Genomic DNA, 20,057 nt, shown 5'->3' on the forward strand with positions numbered 1-20,057 from the left:
AGAATTGAGAATCAACAGCATAATCTGCCCCTTCCCCAATTTTCAATTCTCAACTCTCAATTTATACTATTAAGCTTCTTCGTCTTCTTTCAAGAAAGCGGCAGCCTTAGCAGCATTGATAGCTTCTTCTTCGGCTTTATCCATACGAGCCTTGGTATTTTTCTTCTTACCAGCACCCTTAGGAGCATTTTCACCGGCAGCTTCCATATCTACTTTTTCAGCTTTTCTTTCTTCCAAGCCTTCAGCGATAGCGCCACAACAAGCATCCAAGATCACTTCTACAGACTTAGTAGCGTCATCGTTTGCAGGAATCACGAAGTCTACGTTTGAAGGATCTGAATTTGTATCAACGATAGCAAATACAGGGATACCCAGACGGTTAGCTTCACGAACTGCAATGTTTTCTTTCAACACATCGATAACGAACAGTGCTGACGGCAAACGAGTCAAATCAGCGATAGAGCCTAAGTTCTTCTCCAATTTAGCACGCTGACGAGAGATTTGCAGAACTTCTCTCTTAGAAAGGTTTGAATAAGTACCATCATTGGTCAACTTATCGATAGTAGCCATTTTCTTCACAGCCTTACGGATAGTCGGGAAGTTAGTCAACATACCACCCGGCCAACGCTCGATTACATAAGGCATATTTACAGAAGCAGCTTTCTCAGCTACTACTTGTTTAGCTTGTTTCTTAGTAGCAACAAACAGGACTTTCTTACCTGATTTTGCGATTTGTTTCAGTGCATCAGCAGCTTCATCTACTTTAGCAACTGTTTTATGGAGGTCAATGATATGGATGCCATTGCGTTCCATGAAAATATAAGGAGCCATTGAGGGATTCCACTTTCTCTTAAGGTGTCCGAAGTGGCAACCGGCTTCCAATAATGTATCGAAATTAGTTCTAGACATTTTGTTATTCTTTAAATCGTTTACTTTCTTTTTTGTTTATCTCAACCAACCATCGGGTAGTCCGCTACCAAGTAGAGTCCCGCTGGTTTAGATACTAAACGCTTCTTAACCAGTTCCAAGTAAAACCGGATATTAACGTTTACTGAACTGGAATCTACGACGTGCTTTGGGCTGACCCGGTTTCTTACGTTCTACAGAACGAGAATCACGTGTCATGAAGCCTTCTGAACGAAGAGCTGTTTTATCTTCAGGGTTGATTTTAACCAGCGCACGGGCGATAGCCAGACGCAAAGCCTGTGACTGACCTGTAAAGCCACCACCGTAAAGGTTTACTTTGATATCATATTTTTCAGCAGCCTCCAGCTTGTTCAAAGGCTGTTTTACTACATACTGAAGAATAGTTGATGGAAAGTACTGTGCAAGGTCTCTCTTGTTAATAGTAATCTTTCCTGTACCTTCGCTTACGAACACGCGTGCTACGGCGCGTTTACGTCTGCCTAATGCATTTACTACTTCCATTCTTTATTATTTAAGTGAGTTTATATCAATTGATTTCGGAGTCTGAGCTTCATGTTTGTGTTCACTACCAGCGTAAACATACAAATTGCCCAGCAACTGTGCTCCCAGACGATTTTTAGGAAGCATACCTTTTACTACTCTCTTCAACAGTTTTTCTTCACCGTTAGGTTTCTTCATCAACTGGGCAGGAGTCATTTCTCTCTGACCACCGGGATAACCTGTATAGCGCAAGTAAACCTTGTCGTTCCACTTGTTTCCGGTAAATTTCACTTTGTCTGCATTAATGATAATAACATTATCACCGCAGTCAGCATGAGGGGTAAAGTCTGGTTTGTACTTTCCTCTCAACAGTTTCGCAACTTTCGAACCGAGACGGCCTACGACCTGATCGGTTGCATCGACAACAACCCATTCTTTATGAGCTGTTTCTTTGTTTGCAGAAATGGTCTTGTAACTTAAAGTATCCACTCTTAAATTCTTTTTTAAATGTTAACTACTAAAAAACAATTCTTCCCAGCGTTTCTAACCGTTCCCGGACAAAGAACTATTAACACGCTAAGAATTAATTCTTTATAAACTTTTGATAATAATCGGCTTGCAAAGGTACGGCTTTTCTTTGAACTGACAAACAAATTAAGATATTTTTTCCTCCTGCTTTTTGCATACAAAAGGCTGATACAACCACATCTAGGCTTTGAATAACGGAGTAAAAACATAGGGAAGAAATTTTGATTCTTCCCTATACATATACAGTTATTCATATATTTTCAACGATTCCAGCCACTCTCCATCTCAGAGCAAGTACAAACAGCCACAGATGCCGCATTGTTTCCACCGGACTGACGAAGCTTTAAAAGTTCAGTTGCTGAGATCCGAACTACTTTTCCATCGGGACGACCATAACACAGTGTCCCTTCGCGCCGTGCAGTTTCCTCTATCAACCGCTGTTCCGCTAATTCTAAACCATAACGCAACTTCGCACTTAATTCCTTATATTCTTCTTCAGTTGACATAACTTCTGATTTTAGTAAAAAGTTCTTGATTATAGATATGGACCTCATCTCCCAAACGGAAGGCGTCCGCCACAATAACACGCGGTGTGCAGCTATTGTCCGCAAGCATCCAATAATCCACGCAAGGCATATAAATACGGAAAAAGTTTTCCAACCCCGAACGATAACGACGACGGATAATGGGAGCAGGTACATCATGCCCTCCGTTGGCAACACGCTGTTTCACTCGCTCTATAGCCAGTTCAGGCGAATTCAGCCAAAAATAAATAAGGCTGACACTATATCCTTGATTTTGTGCCTGCTGGATAAGATTGATATAAGAACGGGTGGACAATGTAGTTTCAACAGAAAAACTGACTCCGGCTGACAACAGTTCTCCGATGCGTTTCAGCATCAGTCGTCCCGCTTCGATTGCTACACTTGAGGGGTTAAAAGGAGAAAGTCCCTTGGCGATTTCATCGGCATTGACAAATTCACGGCACTCTAAAATTTCGGGTAATACCGTATACGAAGCAGTCGTTTTACCAGCTCCGTTACACCCCGCTATTATATAAAGTTTAGACATTAATCTCCTTTTCTATTTCTGTTATTGGCGACAAAGTTAACGATTATTTCCAATTTTTGTTCTCGAAAAGGCATAAAAGTGATGAAGAATAGCACATTTTTTGAAATTCTGTGCAAATTAAGAAGAGATTACAGGAATTTTACCGTATATTTAAGCAACCTGCAAACAGGTAACAGTTACTCACTACATCATTTTATTGGAAACAATTAATACATAGACACCTTTCATTTAAGTATCCAAACAAGTAATCATATAAACAAGACACATATCCCACCATATAGATAGGGACCACGCTTTCAAAAAATGAAAGAGCAGCCCCTCCCCAATGACTATCCTTTGTTTATAAACAAAGATTCAAACTTATCTGACCAAATCCTTGGGATAAACAGGAGGCATTTTCACCCGTTTCCAAGTTTCATAATACCAAGAATTGATTTCATTTCCATCCTTATCCGTTTTCACAAAAAACTTCAGTACCATGACATCGCCCCCCTTCATCTCAAATTCCAAAATATTATCCACACCTACCAATTGTGGAAGATGCAGATTTTTCTCCACATGCTCTGTATAAGCATTAGGAGCAGTCTGCCGATAGGTACCGGAACCAATAATAATAGCTCCATGATTAGGAATCATGGTCATATTGGTAAACTTGCCGTCATCAGACAAAATTTTAAAAGAATTACTTGGTTTCAACTCACCCGGCACCTGAGGAGTACCTGATACATAAAAGCACATCTGCCAAATCCCTTTCAAGTTGACAGGGGCTGCATCTGATTTTTCCTGTCCCACTACACGCGAAGTACCGATTAGCAAGAATGCTATCATCAGTAGGAATAATTTTTTCCGTTTCATAGCTGTATATATTTAGTTAACAAATTGCGTTATGTGGATACAACAAAATTAGAAAAATTTTTCAAACTTTCTGCTTTTCAAATAACTTTTTTACAGTTAAACACAAAAAAAATCCTGCTCTATGTTATAGGGCAGGATTTTTTGAATTATTATTTCCTACAATTAGAATTCAGCATTGCGCGGAGTACGTGGGAAAGGTATCACATCACGAATATTGGTCATACCGGTAACAAACAGCAACAACCGTTCAAAACCAAGTCCAAAACCAGAATGAGGACATGAACCAAACTTGCGGGTATCCAGATACCACCACATATCCTTCATCGGAATTCCCAGTTCCTGAATGCGGGTCATCAATTTGTCATAATCAGCCTCACGTTCAGACCCACCTATTATTTCGCCAATCTTCGGGAATAATACATCCATTGCACGCACCGTCTTTCCATCCTCATTCTGCTTCATATAGAATGCTTTGATTTCTTTCGGATAGTCTGTCAGGATTACAGGACGTTTAAAGTGCTCTTCCACCAAATAACGTTCATGTTCAGAGGCTAAGTCTACTCCCCAATATACCGGGAATTCAAATTTATGACCTTTTACTACAGCTTCCTCCAGTATCTTGATACCTTCCGTATAAGGCAGACGGACAAATTCTTCCTTCAGCACGCCCTGCAAACGTTCTATCAATCCTTTATCGAACATATCGTTCAAGAACTTCACATCATCATAGCAGTTGTCAAGCGCCCACTGTACACAATATTTAATAAAGTCTTCGGCCAAATCCATATTATCAGTAATATCATTGAACGCAACCTCAGGTTCAATCATCCAAAACTCGGCCAAGTGACGCGGCGTATTGGAGTTCTCCGCACGGAATGTAGGTCCAAATGTATAAATAGCCCCCAAAGCAGTAGCAGCCAATTCACCTTCCAACTGTCCGGAAACCGTCAAACTGGCTTGTTTGCCAAAGAAATCATCATCATAAATAATCGCTCCGTTTTCATCTTTCTTCAAATCATAAAGATTCTTGGTAGTAACCTGGAACATCTGTCCCGCACCTTCACAATCGGATGCTGTGATAATAGGTGTATGAAAATAGAAGAAACCACGTTCATGGAAGAACTTATGGATAGCGATAGCCATGTTGTGGCGGATGCGGAATACAGCTCCAAATGTATTGGTACGGGGACGCAAATGAGCGATCTCACGAAGAAACTCCATCGTATGACCTTTCTTCTGTAACGGATAAGTATTATCACAAGTACCTAATACTTCGATTCCACGCGCTTGAACTTCGGCAGCCTGACCAGAGCCAATGGATTCGGTCAACTCACCGTTCACACTGATACATGCACCGGTGGTGATCTGCTTCAACATTTCTTCGTCAAAGTTTGCCAAATCAACAACAATCTGCACATTATTTATTGTAGAACCGTCATTCAGGGCGATAAAATTTACCTGTTTGCTACCGCGGCGGGTACGAACCCAACCTTTTACATTGACCATCGCACCAAAATCACGGCGCTTCAGCAAGTCAACAATCTTTGTTCTACTAATTTTTTCCATTGTTTTGTCTCTTTATTGTTTATTATTCAAATGAGCCCATGCGGAGCATGTTCACTTCTTGTTCCGTCAGGTAACGCCAGTCACCGCGACGCAAACCTTTTTTAGTCAGGCCAGCAAAATAAACGCGGTCCAGCTTGATTACCTTATATCCCAAGGATTCAAAAATACGACGCACAATACGGTTCTTTCCGGAATGGATTTCAATACCGACTTGTGATTTGTCTGTTTCCGATGCATAGCTGATGGCATCTGCATGGATCTCTCCATCATCCAATGTCACACCTGCTGCAATCTGGTCAAGATCTGCCTTGGTTACATTCTTATCACAATATACATGATAAATCTTCTTCTTCAAATACTTAGGATGAGTCAGCTTGGAAGCCAAATCACCATCGTTAGTTAACAGTAATACACCGGTAGTATTACGATCCAAACGCCCAACTGGATAAATACGCTCCTTACAAGCACCTTTCACAAAATCCATTACAGTCTTACGTTCCTGAGGATCATCAGAAGTAGTCACACAATCCTTCGGTTTATTCAACAAAATATAAGTTTTACGTTCAATACTTACCGGTTCGTCATGGAACTTCACTTCGTCAGTACGCTTGATCTTAGTACCTAATTCGGTTACCACTTCACCATTTACACTGACTACACCTGCTGTAATAAACTCATCAGCCTCACGACGGGAACATATACCTGCATTAGCCAAGAACTTGTTCAGACGAATCGGCTCATTTGGATCGGTCAATATATCTTTATATTCAATCTGTTTCTTCAGACTATACTTTGCATTCGGGTTATAATCAGCCGTACGGGGGCGATAGGGACGATTGTATCCACCACCTTGATAACCACCGGTACGAGGACGATAAGGACGGTCGCCGCCTTGATTATAACCGCCGGTACGAGGACGCGGAGTGTAAGAACGCTGTTCACCACCTTCACCGCTGTTAAAACGGGGACGCGGAGTATATGGACGCTGCTCACCACCTTCGCGATTATATCCTCCGGTGCGGGGACGCGGAGTATAAGGACGCTGCTCACCACCTTCGCGATTATAGTTTGTACGGGGACGGTATTGACGTTCACCACCTTCCTCACCATTATTGAAACGAGGGCGCGGAGTATATGGACGCTGCTCACCACCTTCACGATTATAATTTGTACGAGGACGGTATGAACGTTGTTCTCCTCCATCCTCACTGTTAGGATTAAAGCGGGGACGTTGCGGACGGTCACCATTATTATTATAGCGATTATAGGAAGGACGGTCACCGTTGTTATAAGAAGAACGGTAAGGACGGTCGCCACCTTCGCGATTATAGCTGTTCGTACGAGGACGGTAAGGACGCTGTTCGCCGTCGTTGTTGTATCTGTTGTAATTACTGTCTCTGTTATAAGACTTATAACCACCATCACGGCTTACATTCTGGTTTTCTTCGTTTGCAGCACCTTCTTGTCTGCTTTCATTTTCTGTACTCATGGTTTTCCTTTTGTTTATTAATTAATGTATAACGCCCTCTCGGGCTTTTTTGATTAAAATCCAACTAACTATTTTTTAAATACCTGTATAATTATGCGGTGTAATCACTCGCAGTTCCTTTTTAATATCTTCGCTTACATTTAGTGTTTCTATGAATTCTTTAATAGCCCCTTCTGTGATAGCTTGGTTTGTACGGGTCAAAGCTTTCAATGCCTCATACGGATGAGGATAGGCTTCGCGGCGCAAAATAGTCTGGATAGCTTCCGCCACCACACTCCAACAATTATCCAAGTCGGCATAGATTGCTTTCTCATTCAGCAACAGTTTACGCAGACCTTTCAACGAACTTTGGATAGCAATCACAATGTGACCGAAAGGTACACCGACGTTACGCAACACAGTAGAGTCTGTCAAGTCACGTTGCAAGCGGGAAACAGGCAACTTAGAAGAAAGATGCTCCAGAATAGCATTTGCCATCCCCAGGTTACCCTCTGCATTTTCGAAGTCGATGGGGTTTACTTTGTGCGGCATAGCGCTGGAACCGACTTCGCCCGCTTTAATCTTCTGTTTGAAGTACTCCATAGAGATGTACTGCCAAAAGTCGCGGTTCATGTCAATCATAATGGTATTGATGCGCTTCATGGCATCAAAGATGGCTCCCAGATTATCATAATTAGAAATCTGAGTAGTATATTCCTCACGTTCCAACCCCAGCTTCTCTGCCACGAACTGATTTCCGAATGCTTTCCAGTCATATTCGGGATAAGCTACATGATGTGCATTGTAATTACCCGTCGCACCACCGAATTTAGCCGTGACAGGACAAGCTTTCAATACAGCCAGCTGACGATTCAGACGATAAACGAAAACCATGATTTCTTTACCCAGGCGAGTAGGAGAAGCAGGCTGCCCATGTGTTTTTGCCAACATAGGGATATTTGCCCATTCTTCAGCGTATGTAGTCAACTGAGCAATCAGCTCTTCAATTTGCGGATAGTACACTTGTTCCAATGCCTCCTTTATAGACAAAGGTACAGAAGTATTGTTTATGTCCTGTGATGTCAATCCGAAATGAATGAATTCCTTGTATTCCTCCATTCCGCCCAACTTATCGAATTCTTCTTTGATGAAATATTCTACAGCCTTTACATCGTGGTTTGTTACACTTTCTATCTCTTTAATACGCTGTGCATCAGCTTCTGAAAAATTCTTATAAATAGCGCGCAATGCATCAAAACGTGCATGATCAAAGCTTTTCAGCTGTGGCAACGGTAGTTCACACAGAGTGATAAAGTATTCAATTTCTACCTGCACACGGTACTTGATGAGTGCAAATTCAGAAAAATAAGAGGCCAAAGCTCCCGCTTTTCCTCTGTATCGACCGTCAATAGGTGATATTGCCGTGAGTAAATCGAGCTCCATATTATATTCTTTGATAATTATCAGACTGCAAAATTAATTCTTTTTCTTGAGTTTAACGGCCTGAAGATGCATAAAGTTTGCGAAAATGAAGATTTATTTCACAAATCCCTTTTTAGTCCATTTCAGACTGTTCCAACGCTGTACAAAGATAATACCACGAAGATTTTCATCCAGCACAAACGCACACCACATACCTACCAATCCCCATCCCCAATGAATGCCGAACAAGAAACCACAACCTACGGCAACACTCCACTGAACAACAAATCCTACATAAAACGGATAATTTACATCACCCGTTGCACGTAAAGCATTCGTCGCATAAATATTAATAGCCCGTCCCACTTCCAAAATCACATCAATAAACAGGATAATAGTACCCAGACGGATAATTTCCGGATTATCTGTCAACCAGCTAAACAAGGTATGCCCCATCAAAGCCCAGATACAGGATAAAACCAAAGAAACCAAAATAGAAATACGCATCACATATTTGCCTAACAGATAGGCTGCATGAATTTTCCTTTCACCTACCAGATGTCCGATACAGATGGCTCCGCCTTGTGCCATGGCAATAGCAAACAAATAAACGAACATCACTATATTCACCACATAGGTACGGGTAGCCAGCGCTTCATTCCCCAACATATTAATAAAATAGGTCAATACTACCTGAGAGAAACTGTAGGACATATTTTCTCCGGCCGAGGGGACTCCGATTTTCAACAGGTTTTTCAGCTCGACAAACGGGAAGGGGCAAAAATAGGATAACGGAAATCTGGGAATATGCTTGCGGAAAAGAATTACAAAAAGTATCACCATAGATACCCCTCGGGCAAATGCTGTAGAGATAGCCGCACCTTCCACTCCCAAAGCCGGCATGCCGAACTTACCGAAAATCAGCGAATAGTTACCGATGATATTCAGAATATTCACAACTACCGTTACCATCATGGGATAAACCGCTTTGTTAGCACTACGCAAAGAGGCAGAAATAGTCAGAGATATGGCTTGAAAAAAAGCGAATGCCCCTACTATCTTCATGTAACTCACTCCATATTCCATCAGTTCGGGACGAAGTCCCATCATAGATAGCAGAGAAGTGGCTCCATAGTGCAAAATGGCACTGACAAACAGACCGAACGCCAAATTGAGTATCAATGATACTCCCACCACCTGCACCATATTCTTGTGCATTCTTGCTCCCAAATATTGCGAACAGAGTACGGAAGTTCCTATATTAATCACCTCGAATATCAGGAAAGCAAACATGATGAGCTGGTTGACCACCCCGACGGCAGCCACACTATTGTCTGAATACTGACTCAGCATCACGGTATCTACCGCGCCCAGCATCATAATCAGCAATGTTTCAATGAAAATAGGAACCGCCAGTCTGGCAAGGTTCTTTCGTACACTTCTCGGTTCTTGAATTACGTCCACTTGTTACCCTTGATTTTCGGGGTGCAAAGGTACGGACTTTTCACGATGTAACGGTTTGATTTATATCAAGAAATACGAACTTAAGATTTTTACAAGGAGATAAACAGGAATCTGATCTTTTCTTTTTATCTTTAGAACCGAATCTTAAATCAACATATTAACATGAAAAAAGGACTCCTCTTGTTATCTGCAATTCTTGCATTGGGCTCCCTGTCTTCATCCGCCCAAAGAAGAACGGCTACCATGACTGATGAAGAAATGTACCTTGATGCCATGCATCGTAACATCACTACCGAAAAGATTTTCGGTTATGTAAAGCAACTTTCAGACCCGGCCTTGGAGGGACGACTCGCAGGTTCGCCCGGAATGGCTAAAGCTGTAGATATCGTAAAAGGATATTTTAAAGAGTGGAAACTAATACCTCGTGGTGAGAATGGTTCCTACATACAGCTATTCCCCCACCCTTGTGTAGAGATACAACCGGGAAGCACTATGGATATCCTATTTCCTGTCACCCAAGACAAGAAAAAAACTGTATGGATCTCCAAGACATACCCTTGGGCAGATGGTTGGTTTGCCGGAGGAATGACCAGTAACGGAGAAGTGACAGCCGATGTGGTATATGCCGGATTTGGCGTTACAGCACCCGAATTAGGATATGATGATTACAAAGACATAGATGTAAAAGGCAAGATTGTACTGGTAGAGGGAGAAACACCCAATATAAGCCGTAACCCCGATTCACTGGCCATGTGGTACAAACATACTTTGCACCAGACCAAGCTGAACAACGCTGCAGCCCATGGTGCGGCAGGCTTGTTATACAAATGGGTTCCCGGTCCGAATGCCCCCTATAATCCGGGATTTGTCTATTGTCATGTTACAGACACTGTGGTCAATGATATTTTCAGGGGAACAGGCAAGACCTATAAAGAAACCATCCGGCAGATTTATAAGACTCAGAAGCCTGCCTCTTTCCATACCGGAAAGAGAGCCCACATCAAAATGAATGCTACCTATAATCCCAATGCTACTGGAAAAAATATTTTGGGCATGATCAAAGGCAGTGATCCTATACTATGCAATGAATATGTAATCATTTCCGCCCATCTGGACCACTTAGGAATGATTCCTTTCCTGATTGAAGGAGCGAATGACAACAATTCTTCCTCCGCTGCCATGCTGGGAGTAGCTGAAGCACTGGCAAAATCAAAAATAAAGCCGAAACGCAGCATCATCTTCATGAGTGTGGACGGTGAGGAAGCCGGACTTACCGGAAGTACCTACTACACCAACCATCCCCTTGTGCCCCAAAACAAAGTGGCAGCAATCCTGAATCTGGAACAAGTGGGTGTAGGTGAGATGCTAGGAGCGAATTATCACTATAAATACCCCGAACTGGCTGAGCTATCAGAGAAAGCCAATGATAGGTATGTACATCGACGTCTGTTCACTAGTGAGACTCATTTCCTGACCCGCCCTCGCACAGACGGTGCAGTCTTTATGAAAGCCGGCTATCCATGTATAGACTTATGGGCCTTGGGAGGCGGTTATTACCATCATCCCAAAGATAACACCCAATCTATCAATCCCGATATCCTCCGAGCTGCAACCGAATGGTTATACTGGACTACAATTTTTATAGCAGACAAGTAACCGGATATAAGAAATCCCGGCGAGTCATCGCTCTGCCGGGATTTCTTTATCTAACCGATGTTGTGTATGTGTTGTCGTAGATGTGTTTGGTGTTGTGTCATTGTTGAGTCAGATATTCCTTATACATTTTCTCTATCTCCTTCATGGGAATATCCAATGTCTTCACTTGTCTGAAAAACTCAGGCAGGTCTTCATGCAGGAATGTATTTTTCCGTAAAGCAATAATCCGGTCTTTAGCCCCTGCCGATACAAAATAACCAATGCCGCGTTTATTGTGAATGATCTCTTGTCCCTGAAGGTAATCATACGTGCGGACCACCGTATTTGCATTCACCTCCACTGTGGCGGCGTATTCTCTGACCGATGGAATACGCTCTTCTTCCGTATATTGTCCTTGCAGGATTTCATCACATATCCGGTCAGCTATCTGCAAGTAAATGGATTTACTTTCTTTAAATTTCATAGCAAACGGAATTTGGGTTTAATAACTTGTGAACGGGTAAAGAGCCGGTAACTCAGCCACCAGTTGAACATGGTGAATGCACTGAAGAACGCCACCCCTAAGGAAAGTAACTTGTTTAATGTCACCCACTGGAAATTAGCTTCCAGCCATTCGGCGAAACTACGCATACCGTCATTGCCTACCCATGATATGATATGTACTGACAAAACCGAACACAGAATAGAAATAAGCATCAATGTACCCAATGTCTTGAAAAAAGGTTTCTTGTACCAATAACTACCCCCTAGAATATAAAGTGAATGTGACCACACCAAGAAAGCCCATCCGCACAGCTCACCCAGCCAGTTCTGGTAGGACATATTCAAAGCGGATCCCGATCCCCTAAATACCTGTTCTCCATCTATAGCAGCCATAGAAAGAAGATGGTACAACACTGATTGATGGAATGCCTCGGGCAAATTAAACAAAGGAAGTACAAGATAACGCGTAATCTCTGCCAATGAAGCGGCAACTATAATGGCTGCGGCCATCCCTACCGTAACAATTAAAAATCGTGCTACAAATTTCTCTATCATAGTCGCCGGAAGCATCAGAAAAGCGATACGTTTTTCTTTTGTAATCATGTTTTCCATAATGTTGGCAGCATAAGCAATACTGGCAATACCAATGATAAAAACAAAGGTCCCCATTATATTAGAACAATAAGTAGTAAACGATATCTGAGAAGACCTACCAGAACTCATTGTCCACATATGAAGTATCATTACCAAGGCGAATGCAGCATAAATTCCTATCAAACGATAAAGATTCGTTTTCCAATTTTCCATAATCTCGCGTTTCATTACCATTGCAATACGCGAAAAGCTAAAGAAGTTATTCGTATCCATAATGTTTGTGTGTGTTACTTGTTAAACATGGTTTGCATTTTTTCTCTCTCTGCCAGCATAGCGTTGAATAATACTTCCAGATTCAAATTCGTTTCCTCATTCTCAGTGTTCGGGAAGATGACACTGTTTCCCTGGACGGACGGCTGGACATAGAGTGCTGTGTCCGTCGGTTCATTCATGCCTTGCTCTGCAAAATAGACTTTGTCACAGATGGTCTTTACCGATGCATTCAACAATACGCGGGTACCGTCAATAATAACCACATGATCCAGCAGGCTGTCAATATCTCTCACCTGGTGCGTAGAGATGATGACTGATTTTTCATCGGTCATGCCCGAAGCGATTACTTTACGAAACTGACTTTTAGAAGGAATATCCAATCCGTTGCTGGGCTCGTCCATTACCAACAAAGAGGTATTGGTAGCTAATGCAAAGCACATAAATGCTTTCTTCTTCTGTCCCATCGAAAGCTCGCCCAAATGAATATCTTCATTCATATCAAAATCACGAAGGCAAGTGCTCAAGAGTTCATTGCTGAAATTCGGATAAAACGGAGTATTCAGCTTCAAGTATTGTTTCAAACTGACTGATGGCAAAGCAAATTCTTCAGGCACTAGAAACATGTCCTGCAAAGTCAGGGGATAGCGCATGGAAACATCCACCCCTTTGTAAAGCACCCGTCCGGCCTGAGGACGAAGCAAACCTGTCATTAAATAAAGCAAAGTAGATTTACCTGTACCGTTCTTCCCTAAAAGGCCGTAAACTGAACCTTTGTCCAATGCTAGCGAGAAGTCATCAAAGACTTTCTGTTTTCTCTTTCCATAACTGAAAGACAAGTTCTTTACTTCAATCATCATTGTGTTTATGGTTTTATTAGTTATTTAGTGTATTAGTTGATTAGTACACTGTAAATGTATATAGTTTATTTGAATAAACAAGAAGAATGACTCATCTTTAATATTCATTAACCGTTAAACGAATTAAGCGGGCGGCAACCAAGTACTGTCCGCTCAACTCAAATGATAAATGAAAAAAAGAAGGACTATTTAATTCCTCCTAGTGCTTTAGTAGCAGTTTCGTTTCCAGGATCAATTTCCAATATCTTATTCCAATACAGTTTTGACTGGTTATAATCTTCTTTTACAAAATAATAATATCCCAAATAGCTGTTACATTCCACCAACACTGATTTAGTAGCATCAGGCTTCTGTTCCAGAATACTCAGTGCAGCCTCATAATAAGGCTTTGCCAATCCCTGAGTTGTTTCAGGATCACGCAAAGAATTAACACGGGCACGCCAGAAGTTTCCTAAATAGTTATCGGGAACTTTAGCAGCCACTTGTGCAAAAATAGTATCGGCTTCAGCTAGATAAAGTGGTTGCTTATCCTGATAAGCAGAATCAGTAGCCGCATAATAGTTCAAACGTCCATATAAAAACAGGTCACTAATATCCGGATCACCTTTCATTCCGCCCAAATAATTTTTATAAGCCTCTATGGCCTTCGGAAAATCACGTTCCTTTTCGTATACATCAGAGATATCTTTATAGATTTCCGTATGCGATTTGTCCATAGCCAGTGCTTTGTCGAACTGTGCCACCGCTTCATCATACTGCTTGTCAGCTTCCAGCAAACGGGCGAAATAAACGTAATCCAAATATACATAATCCGGATTACCGGGATTAGAAAAGAAAGTGGCGGCTGCTTCCAGTCCTTCTTTGTAATCCTTTAACTCCAGATTATCATACATCGCCAGACGTTTCAGCACATGATTTTCCGGAGCAAGTTCCAGACCTTTCTTTACCATATCCGAAGACTGCGCATAATCCTTATTCAGATATAGCAACATGGCATAGCGGGTATAGTCCTGTTCGGTAGGCGTACCTACTTTCAGATAACTTTCATAAGCTTCTTTTGCTTTGCCATACTGCCCCATCGTATAATATACATCGGCCAATTCCTTACTGATACGGTTATCGTCCGGAGCCTTAGTCTGCAAACGCATCAACATATCCAGTGACAGTTGAGGGTCTACACCTTTATATACCTGTGCATATTTAAAATAAGCTTCGCTGCAATTTTCATCCAGATAAATAGCCTGGTTATAATCACTGCTGGCTTTGTTCACATCATTTAGTTTCAATGCCACATCACCACTCAGCAGATAGGCTACAGCACATTTACTGTTCACATCTTTAGCGCGCTGTGCATATTCGGCAGCTTCTGCTGTTTTTCCCTGGTCCAGATAAGCCCGGCCTATCTCTACCAACAAGGAAGTATTCTTCTTATTTTTACCTTTCATCAGTTCATCAAAAGCCTCGGAGGCTTTTGCCGGATTCTCCTTTATCATCGTGGCAGCCTGTTTCACTTGGGGTGACCATTCGCTGCCTGCTGGTGTCTGTCCCCACATAGTTACGGCCAGGCACAGGCTCATCACGGTTAATACTAATTTTTTCATGGTTCTTCTTTTTTGTTCATTTATTATTCCTCTTTTACATCTACAATCCTCACAGCAGCCGTAGCAGGTACCAGTCCTGATTTCAAGATGATACGCTGTCCCCGGAAATCTGTCAGGAAAGAAGTCAGACCACTGGGCAGACCACTTTTAGGATCATTGAGTAAAATGTACACATTGCGAGTGAGCGGATACTGGTTCAAAGCCAGATAAGCTTGATAAGGCTTGAAACTATTTCCCACTGTAGCCGAATCCGCACGGCTGACAGCCATTATCCGAATGACGTCATTGAAAGAGAGTCGCGTACTATCCGCAGGATTTCCTATCCAGTTGACACCGATAACCCCTAAAGCTGCGGGATTCTTAGCCACATACGAAATCACCTCCGGATTTGTTTTCTGCGCCTTCAGGTCCTTCGACAAAGGCATACCGCCGCAGATCGAATCAAGTACATAATGTACGGTGCTCGAATTGGGATTATCAAATACCAGTTGGAGCTCACCCAAACGGGAAGCAGGATTCAACTGTTTCCAGTCAGTAACTTTCCCCGTCAGTATTTCTTTAAACTGGTCAACCGTAATTAATGAATCCGTATTTTGCTTGTTCACTATCAAGGCCAAACCATCTGTCGCCATCTTTACCGATACAGGAAAGAATTTCTTGTCATTAAGATAGGCTGTTTCCTGCCTGGTGAGTTGCCGGGTGGTTATAGCCAGACGTACACTATCCGCCAGCAAAAGTTTCATGGCTTCCACTTCGCTGCAATAAATGGGATGCACGGTGGCATCCGGTGTCAATGCATAAAACACCTGTAACTCCTCTTCTATAATGGGACGGAAAGTTTCGTCCACCGCTATCGTTATAGTGCCAGAGGTCAACGTATCGTCTTCCCCCGGTTTGGGTTTGTTGCCGCAGCCCGAAAGCAGCAGCAACGAAGCAGCCAATAATGCAATATACAGCTTCATCATCATATATAGATATTATTGTAGCTTAAAAGTTATAGGAACGGTATAGTACACGGGAACATTACGTCCGTTCTGTCTTCCCGGAATCCACTTCGGCAATGACTGGATCACCCTGATGGCTTCCTTGTCGCAATACGGGTCCAGAGAACGCATCACCTTCACATCCTTTACGTCACCTGTAGCCGAAACCACAAAGCGGACAAACACTTTACCCTGTATTCCTTTTTCCTGCGCAATGGTAGGATAATGCAAATTCTTTGCTATAAAAGACAGCAATTCTCTATCACCACCCGGGAACTGAGGCATCTGTTCTACCATAGTATATGTTTTTTCTTCTGCTTCGGGGGCTTTGGTTATCACTTCTTTCAGTTCAGCAATATCTTTACCGTTCAACTCATCATTACCTTTCACATCGGCAATAGAGATAGCCACTTTGGTCTGAGTCAATTCTTCCTGACTCTTTATCTCTTCATCATCACGCACTTCTTCATCTTTTTTGATGACAGGAGCTGTAAATTTGATAGAGCTTTTCAGAGCAGGAGGCGGAGCCACCGGTTCCACTTTCTTGAACTCTTCCTGTTTCACTTCGGGTTCTTCCAGTTGTGACAAGGTAGTCACCTCTGTCATCACCTCTTTCTGCTTCGGGGTTGCCAGTTTTACCAATGTCGGTATACTGAAACCTATGGCAGCAATGATCACTACAATTACCATTGCCCACGTGTGGCGTTTAGGTGAATTGGCACGCATCTTATAGGCACCGTATGCCTTGTTCTTACCTTGGAATATCAGTTCACACCATTCAGGTGAGGTCAAATCTATTTTTGCCATTTTCTTTTCCTCCTTTTAAATGTGTGTTACTATTCCGCAATGTCTTTACTCAGATCGCCCTTCGTATCATAGTTCTTGATCAAGAACTGATCTGCATCTGCGATGTCTGTAATTACATACTTACCTATATTGCATATTTGCATTTCATCTAGAGCATCAATCAGATTCTTGTATGAAGAGTCATCCGTTGCTTTAATAATAACAGTCGGGGTATCCTTTCCGCTTTTTATTTCAGCCAGTTTTTTCGTATACTCCTCCTCTGATATCTTTAGATCAGCTTTCTGTTTTTTCAGATCGTTTACTTCACGAACTGCCGCCGAGTTCTTTTTAAGAAGAATGGAACGCAGACCATCTGCATTATAGGAAGTTTCCTTCAGCGATGTATAGTCTTTATAATTAGGTTCTCCTTCATAATAATACAATTTATCTCCTCCGGCCAGTAACAGGGTAATTGCTTGTGAAGCCTTCACCTTGCTCTGCTGCTCTTCAGTGATGTTCTTGTCATTGCTCGGCATACTTATTTCCATCGTCTGAGATTTGCTCAGCGTGGTACACAGCATAAAGAAAGTAATCAGCAACATGTTCATATCCACCATAGGCGTAAAGTCTACGCGGACAGTCATCTTTTTTTGCTTCGAACCCTTTCCTTTTTTGCTGCTTTCTTGTACTTCAGCACTCATAATTATTCGGTTTTATTTATCAGAAGTAGTCTTCAGAGAAGTAATCAGATTGTACCGGTTCTCTCTGAGGTCCTGAAGTGAGTTCATTACGTTTTTAATCACAGCGTAGGGAGTTGACGCATCAGCTTTGATAGCAATACGTAAATCAGGATTCACCTGACGAGCACTGCGTACCCATGATTTAAACTGATTATCTGTACTGTCACAGGGGATACCTTCATTTTTCAACAGTTTATCCTGCTGGTCGGAAGGCAGATCCAGATATTTCTGCATGCTTCTCATCGGGACACCAAATGTAGAAGCTGTCACAAATTTCTTCTCCTGCTCAGGAGTAAAATCAACTCCGTACTCCTCACCCATTTTCTCCAATACGGCCTTCATGTCGGGCTGTTTGTCGAGGCTCATAAATATTTTCCCTTGCGGGTCCACCAGAATCTGAAGGATATTCGTTTCCGGAATCTTGATTTCAGAAACGGAGGCTGGAGTAAACACCTGTACCGGCTCCTTCTTTACGAATGTTGAAGTCAACATAAAGAAAGTAAGCAGCAACACAGTGACGTCACTCATGGCCGTCATATCTATGAACGTACTTTTCTTTTTAATCTTTGCTCTACCCATAGCAGTTTATTTTAAAGGGTTGGCACGATTATTTATGAGAAGCCGCAAAGGTCTGTACAATAGAGAAACCTACTTCATCGAGGCTGTAAGTCAATTTATCAATCTTATTAGTGTAGTAGTTATAAGAAATAACCGCCAATGCACCTGTCAAGATACCGAATGCCGTATTGATCAACGCCTCGGAAATACCTTGTGACAAAGCCATGGAGTCCGTACCACCACCGGCAGACAAAGCTGCAAATGAACGGATCATACCAATTACCGTACCGAGTAGTCCCATCAAGGTACCCAATGTGGTGATTGTACCGATAACAGGCAGATTCAGCTCCATCATAGGGAGCTCCAGTGCAGTTGCTTCTTCCAATTCTTTTTGAATGGCCAGTACTTTCTGGTCCTTGGAAAGTGTCGCATCGTTTTCCACGTCGGCATACTTTCTTAAAGTCGAAGTAACTACATTGGCTACAGAACCGCCTTGTTTATCACATAGCTCTTGTGCCTTCTTCATATCACCAGCGGCCAAGGTAGATTTAATATTAGCGACGAATTTCACCAGCGAACCTCTGCCAAAAGCAGACCGGATGGCTAAATAACGCTCAACGCTCAACGCTATGACGGTGAGCAACAGGGTCTGGATAATGGGCACCACTACACCACCTTTGTAAATTGTTCCCAGGAAACTGCCCGGCAACGGATGGTTATTAGGGTCATTATTCATAAAGTTGGATGGATTCCCCAATATGAAGTGATAGACACAAACTGCAATGATAAAGCAGCATATAATTACCCAACCCGCATTTTTAATACCTACAATCTTATTAGTAGTTTTATTTTGAATAGTTTCCATGATATATGTTTTAATTAATCGTTATAGTTAAATGACAATTCTATACCAACCCCGACACTCTGCAGGGCGCCGGAGAAGGTGAAACAACTAAATTTATAACGATTAATTAAATCAAAATGCGTCTCAGCGTGAACACGAAATAATGACATGCCGGAGACACACAATGAATGGGATTAGACGGAAAGATCTTAGCGCGGTCAGTTGCCAGTATTTCTTCCCGTAGTGAAAAACGACCTATGAGAATTTTTAAGAAGTTCTGTTGAAGTTCCTCTGCTCTGCGGATACGGAGATCGTCGGGCATTAGTTTCGCTAATACCTGCTGTTGCCCTGTGAGTAAAGAGTGGGTGAAAGACATGGTATCCAATGTACCATGATCAGATGCCATATTATCTTGATGTTCTGTAGTAGTAGCATATCTGTCAATAGCGGAAGAAACAACATCTGCATCGACTCCCTGATAATTAAACATTAAAAGCAGGACTATTAATCCTATTTTGACGATAAGCTTCATTTTGGCTACTAGTTTCGAAAGATTCTCGGTTTATATTATTGAAACAATTCTATTGTTTTTTTGTTCACGCAGACCTAAAAATTATTCAAGTTCAAGTGGTAAATATATTCGATAATCATAAAGAAATTATGAAATACAATCTTTTTAACCCCTTTTCTAATTCTAAATAAAAACCTGCCCCTTCCGGACAGTTCCGTGGGAAAGGTACCCACACCCACGGGGAAAAAACGGTAGAGGCCACATTTCATGCGTGCGGATACAAAAAAAGCCTCCGGAACTTCTTCAAGTCCGAAGGCTTCAATCAAAACGGCGGCTACCTACTCTCCCACTGTGACGCAGTACCATCGGCGTGACAAGGCTTAACTTCTC

The 20,057-nt window shown here is 42.1% G+C and carries 21 protein-coding genes; 1 reads left to right on the forward strand and 20 read right to left on the reverse strand.

Annotated features, from left to right (window positions below; all coding sequences use genetic code 11):
* Positions 1–69 precede the first annotated feature (69 nt).
* From rpsB to AB5062_RS13175, 10 genes are all read right to left on the reverse strand, one after another.
* Positions 70–909 carry a 30S ribosomal protein S2 gene (rpsB, locus tag AB5062_RS13130; RefSeq protein ID WP_005839199.1) on the reverse strand — a complete coding sequence of 280 codons (840 nt, stop codon included), beginning with the start codon at positions 907–909 and terminating at the stop codon, positions 70–72.
* Positions 910–1,041: 132 nt separating this feature from the next.
* The gene (gene rpsI / locus AB5062_RS13135) at positions 1,042–1,428 is read right to left on the reverse strand and encodes a 30S ribosomal protein S9 (protein WP_005839197.1); all 387 of its coding nucleotides are present in this window, start codon (positions 1,426–1,428) and stop codon (positions 1,042–1,044) included.
* Between the two features lie 6 nt (positions 1,429–1,434).
* A complete protein-coding gene (gene rplM, locus AB5062_RS13140; protein ID WP_005839194.1) occupies positions 1,435–1,896 on the reverse strand; it encodes a 50S ribosomal protein L13 in 462 nt (153 codons plus the stop codon).
* Between the two features lie 299 nt (positions 1,897–2,195).
* Complete coding sequence (locus AB5062_RS13145) at positions 2,196–2,441, reverse strand: hypothetical protein (protein ID WP_005839191.1); 246 nt, start codon at positions 2,439–2,441, stop codon at positions 2,196–2,198.
* Positions 2,431–3,006: a zeta toxin family protein gene (locus tag AB5062_RS13150; RefSeq protein ID WP_005839189.1), complete on the reverse strand. Its 576-nt coding sequence runs from the start codon at positions 3,004–3,006 to the stop codon at positions 2,431–2,433. The genes AB5062_RS13145 and AB5062_RS13150 overlap by 11 nt, the downstream gene beginning before the upstream one ends.
* Positions 3,007–3,366: 360 nt before the next feature.
* The gene (locus AB5062_RS13155) at positions 3,367–3,861 is read right to left on the reverse strand and encodes a DUF4488 domain-containing protein (RefSeq protein ID WP_005839187.1); all 495 of its coding nucleotides are present in this window, start codon (positions 3,859–3,861) and stop codon (positions 3,367–3,369) included.
* Between the two features lie 162 nt (positions 3,862–4,023).
* A complete protein-coding gene (gene asnS / locus AB5062_RS13160; RefSeq protein WP_005839184.1) occupies positions 4,024–5,427 on the reverse strand; it encodes an asparagine--tRNA ligase in 1,404 nt (467 codons plus the stop codon).
* 22 nt (positions 5,428–5,449) lie between these two features.
* Positions 5,450–6,916 (reverse strand): pseudouridine synthase, encoded by a 1,467-nt coding sequence (locus AB5062_RS13165; RefSeq protein WP_005839182.1) that lies wholly within the window; start codon positions 6,914–6,916, stop codon positions 5,450–5,452.
* Positions 6,917–6,991: 75 nt separating this feature from the next.
* Positions 6,992–8,338 (reverse strand): adenylosuccinate lyase, encoded by a 1,347-nt coding sequence (purB, locus tag AB5062_RS13170; RefSeq protein WP_005839180.1) that lies wholly within the window; start codon positions 8,336–8,338, stop codon positions 6,992–6,994.
* Positions 8,339–8,431: 93 nt separating this feature from the next.
* Positions 8,432–9,781 carry an MATE family efflux transporter gene (locus AB5062_RS13175; RefSeq protein WP_008782511.1) on the reverse strand — a complete coding sequence of 450 codons (1,350 nt, stop codon included), beginning with the start codon at positions 9,779–9,781 and terminating at the stop codon, positions 8,432–8,434.
* 162 nt (positions 9,782–9,943) lie between these two features.
* On the opposite strand from AB5062_RS13175, the gene AB5062_RS13180 reads away from it, so the two are divergent.
* Positions 9,944–11,437, forward strand: coding sequence for a M28 family peptidase (locus AB5062_RS13180; RefSeq protein ID WP_016271845.1), 1,494 nt, complete (start codon positions 9,944–9,946; stop codon positions 11,435–11,437).
* Positions 11,438–11,534: 97 nt separating this feature from the next.
* Here the strand turns inward: AB5062_RS13180 and AB5062_RS13185 are convergent, their stop codons facing one another.
* The 10 genes from AB5062_RS13185 to AB5062_RS13230 all read right to left on the reverse strand — a co-directional run bounded on the left by AB5062_RS13185 (position 11,535) and on the right by AB5062_RS13230 (position 19,688).
* Complete coding sequence (locus AB5062_RS13185; RefSeq protein ID WP_005839174.1) at positions 11,535–11,900, reverse strand: GntR family transcriptional regulator; 366 nt, start codon at positions 11,898–11,900, stop codon at positions 11,535–11,537.
* Positions 11,897–12,787 (reverse strand): hypothetical protein, encoded by an 891-nt coding sequence (locus AB5062_RS13190; RefSeq protein ID WP_005839172.1) that lies wholly within the window; start codon positions 12,785–12,787, stop codon positions 11,897–11,899. Before AB5062_RS13190 ends, AB5062_RS13185 begins: the two co-directional genes overlap by 4 nt.
* 14 nt (positions 12,788–12,801) lie before the next feature.
* Positions 12,802–13,644: an ATP-binding cassette domain-containing protein gene (locus tag AB5062_RS13195; RefSeq protein ID WP_011965242.1), complete on the reverse strand. Its 843-nt coding sequence runs from the start codon at positions 13,642–13,644 to the stop codon at positions 12,802–12,804.
* A gap of 185 nt (positions 13,645–13,829) precedes the next feature.
* Positions 13,830–15,245: a lipopolysaccharide assembly protein LapB gene (locus tag AB5062_RS13200; protein WP_005839167.1), complete on the reverse strand. Its 1,416-nt coding sequence runs from the start codon at positions 15,243–15,245 to the stop codon at positions 13,830–13,832.
* Between the two features lie 23 nt (positions 15,246–15,268).
* Positions 15,269–16,213 carry a PstS family phosphate ABC transporter substrate-binding protein gene (locus tag AB5062_RS13205; RefSeq protein ID WP_005839165.1) on the reverse strand — a complete coding sequence of 315 codons (945 nt, stop codon included), beginning with the start codon at positions 16,211–16,213 and terminating at the stop codon, positions 15,269–15,271.
* Positions 16,214–16,222: 9 nt separating this feature from the next.
* Positions 16,223–17,035, reverse strand: a complete 813-nt coding sequence (locus AB5062_RS13210) for an energy transducer TonB (protein WP_005839163.1) — start codon at positions 17,033–17,035, stop codon at positions 16,223–16,225.
* A gap of 29 nt (positions 17,036–17,064) precedes the next feature.
* A complete protein-coding gene (locus AB5062_RS13215; RefSeq protein ID WP_368326902.1) occupies positions 17,065–17,715 on the reverse strand; it encodes an ExbD/TolR family protein in 651 nt (216 codons plus the stop codon).
* 12 nt (positions 17,716–17,727) lie between these two features.
* A complete protein-coding gene (locus AB5062_RS13220; protein ID WP_005839160.1) occupies positions 17,728–18,333 on the reverse strand; it encodes a biopolymer transporter ExbD in 606 nt (201 codons plus the stop codon).
* Positions 18,334–18,361: 28 nt separating this feature from the next.
* On the reverse strand, positions 18,362–19,177 hold the full coding sequence (locus AB5062_RS13225) for a MotA/TolQ/ExbB proton channel family protein (RefSeq protein WP_032952605.1): 816 nt from the start codon (positions 19,175–19,177) through the stop codon (positions 18,362–18,364).
* Between the two features lie 106 nt (positions 19,178–19,283).
* Positions 19,284–19,688 carry a hypothetical protein gene (locus AB5062_RS13230; protein ID WP_011965241.1) on the reverse strand — a complete coding sequence of 135 codons (405 nt, stop codon included), beginning with the start codon at positions 19,686–19,688 and terminating at the stop codon, positions 19,284–19,286.
* Positions 19,689–20,057: the final 369 nt, after the last annotated feature.

The sequence above is a fragment of the Phocaeicola sp. RTP21359st1_B8_RTP21360_211022 genome (assembly GCF_040911965.1).
Lineage (GTDB): Bacteria > Bacteroidota > Bacteroidia > Bacteroidales > Bacteroidaceae > Phocaeicola > Phocaeicola vulgatus.

What these genes read in the sequence shown, in the direction of transcription:
- AB5062_RS13155 (WP_005839187.1), bottom strand. Translation starts at nt 3,861, where the DNA reads ATGAAACGGAAAAAATTATTCCTACTGATGATAGCATTCTTGCTAATC.
- AB5062_RS13230 (WP_011965241.1), bottom strand. Translation starts at nt 19,688, where the DNA reads ATGAAGCTTATCGTCAAAATAGGATTAATAGTCCTGCTTTTAATGTTT.
- AB5062_RS13150 (WP_005839189.1), bottom strand. Translation starts at nt 3,006, where the DNA reads ATGTCTAAACTTTATATAATAGCGGGGTGTAACGGAGCTGGTAAAACG.
- AB5062_RS13195 (WP_011965242.1), bottom strand. Translation starts at nt 13,644, where the DNA reads ATGATGATTGAAGTAAAGAACTTGTCTTTCAGTTATGGAAAGAGAAAA.
- AB5062_RS13185 (WP_005839174.1), bottom strand. Translation starts at nt 11,900, where the DNA reads ATGAAATTTAAAGAAAGTAAATCCATTTACTTGCAGATAGCTGACCGG.
- purB (WP_005839180.1), bottom strand. Translation starts at nt 8,338, where the DNA reads ATGGAGCTCGATTTACTCACGGCAATATCACCTATTGACGGTCGATAC.
- rpsB (WP_005839199.1), bottom strand. Translation starts at nt 909, where the DNA reads ATGTCTAGAACTAATTTCGATACATTATTGGAAGCCGGTTGCCACTTC.
- asnS (WP_005839184.1), bottom strand. Translation starts at nt 5,427, where the DNA reads ATGGAAAAAATTAGTAGAACAAAGATTGTTGACTTGCTGAAGCGCCGT.
- AB5062_RS13145 (WP_005839191.1), bottom strand. Translation starts at nt 2,441, where the DNA reads ATGTCAACTGAAGAAGAATATAAGGAATTAAGTGCGAAGTTGCGTTAT.
- AB5062_RS13220 (WP_005839160.1), bottom strand. Translation starts at nt 18,333, where the DNA reads ATGGGTAGAGCAAAGATTAAAAAGAAAAGTACGTTCATAGATATGACG.
- AB5062_RS13165 (WP_005839182.1), bottom strand. Translation starts at nt 6,916, where the DNA reads ATGAGTACAGAAAATGAAAGCAGACAAGAAGGTGCTGCAAACGAAGAA.
- AB5062_RS13180 (WP_016271845.1), top strand. Translation starts at nt 9,944, where the DNA reads ATGAAAAAAGGACTCCTCTTGTTATCTGCAATTCTTGCATTGGGCTCC.
- rpsI (WP_005839197.1), bottom strand. Translation starts at nt 1,428, where the DNA reads ATGGAAGTAGTAAATGCATTAGGCAGACGTAAACGCGCCGTAGCACGC.
- AB5062_RS13225 (WP_032952605.1), bottom strand. Translation starts at nt 19,177, where the DNA reads ATGGAAACTATTCAAAATAAAACTACTAATAAGATTGTAGGTATTAAA.
- AB5062_RS13190 (WP_005839172.1), bottom strand. Translation starts at nt 12,787, where the DNA reads ATGGATACGAATAACTTCTTTAGCTTTTCGCGTATTGCAATGGTAATG.
- AB5062_RS13200 (WP_005839167.1), bottom strand. Translation starts at nt 15,245, where the DNA reads ATGAAAAAATTAGTATTAACCGTGATGAGCCTGTGCCTGGCCGTAACT.
- AB5062_RS13210 (WP_005839163.1), bottom strand. Translation starts at nt 17,035, where the DNA reads ATGGCAAAAATAGATTTGACCTCACCTGAATGGTGTGAACTGATATTC.
- AB5062_RS13215 (WP_368326902.1), bottom strand. Translation starts at nt 17,715, where the DNA reads ATGAGTGCTGAAGTACAAGAAAGCAGCAAAAAAGGAAAGGGTTCGAAG.
- AB5062_RS13205 (WP_005839165.1), bottom strand. Translation starts at nt 16,213, where the DNA reads ATGATGATGAAGCTGTATATTGCATTATTGGCTGCTTCGTTGCTGCTG.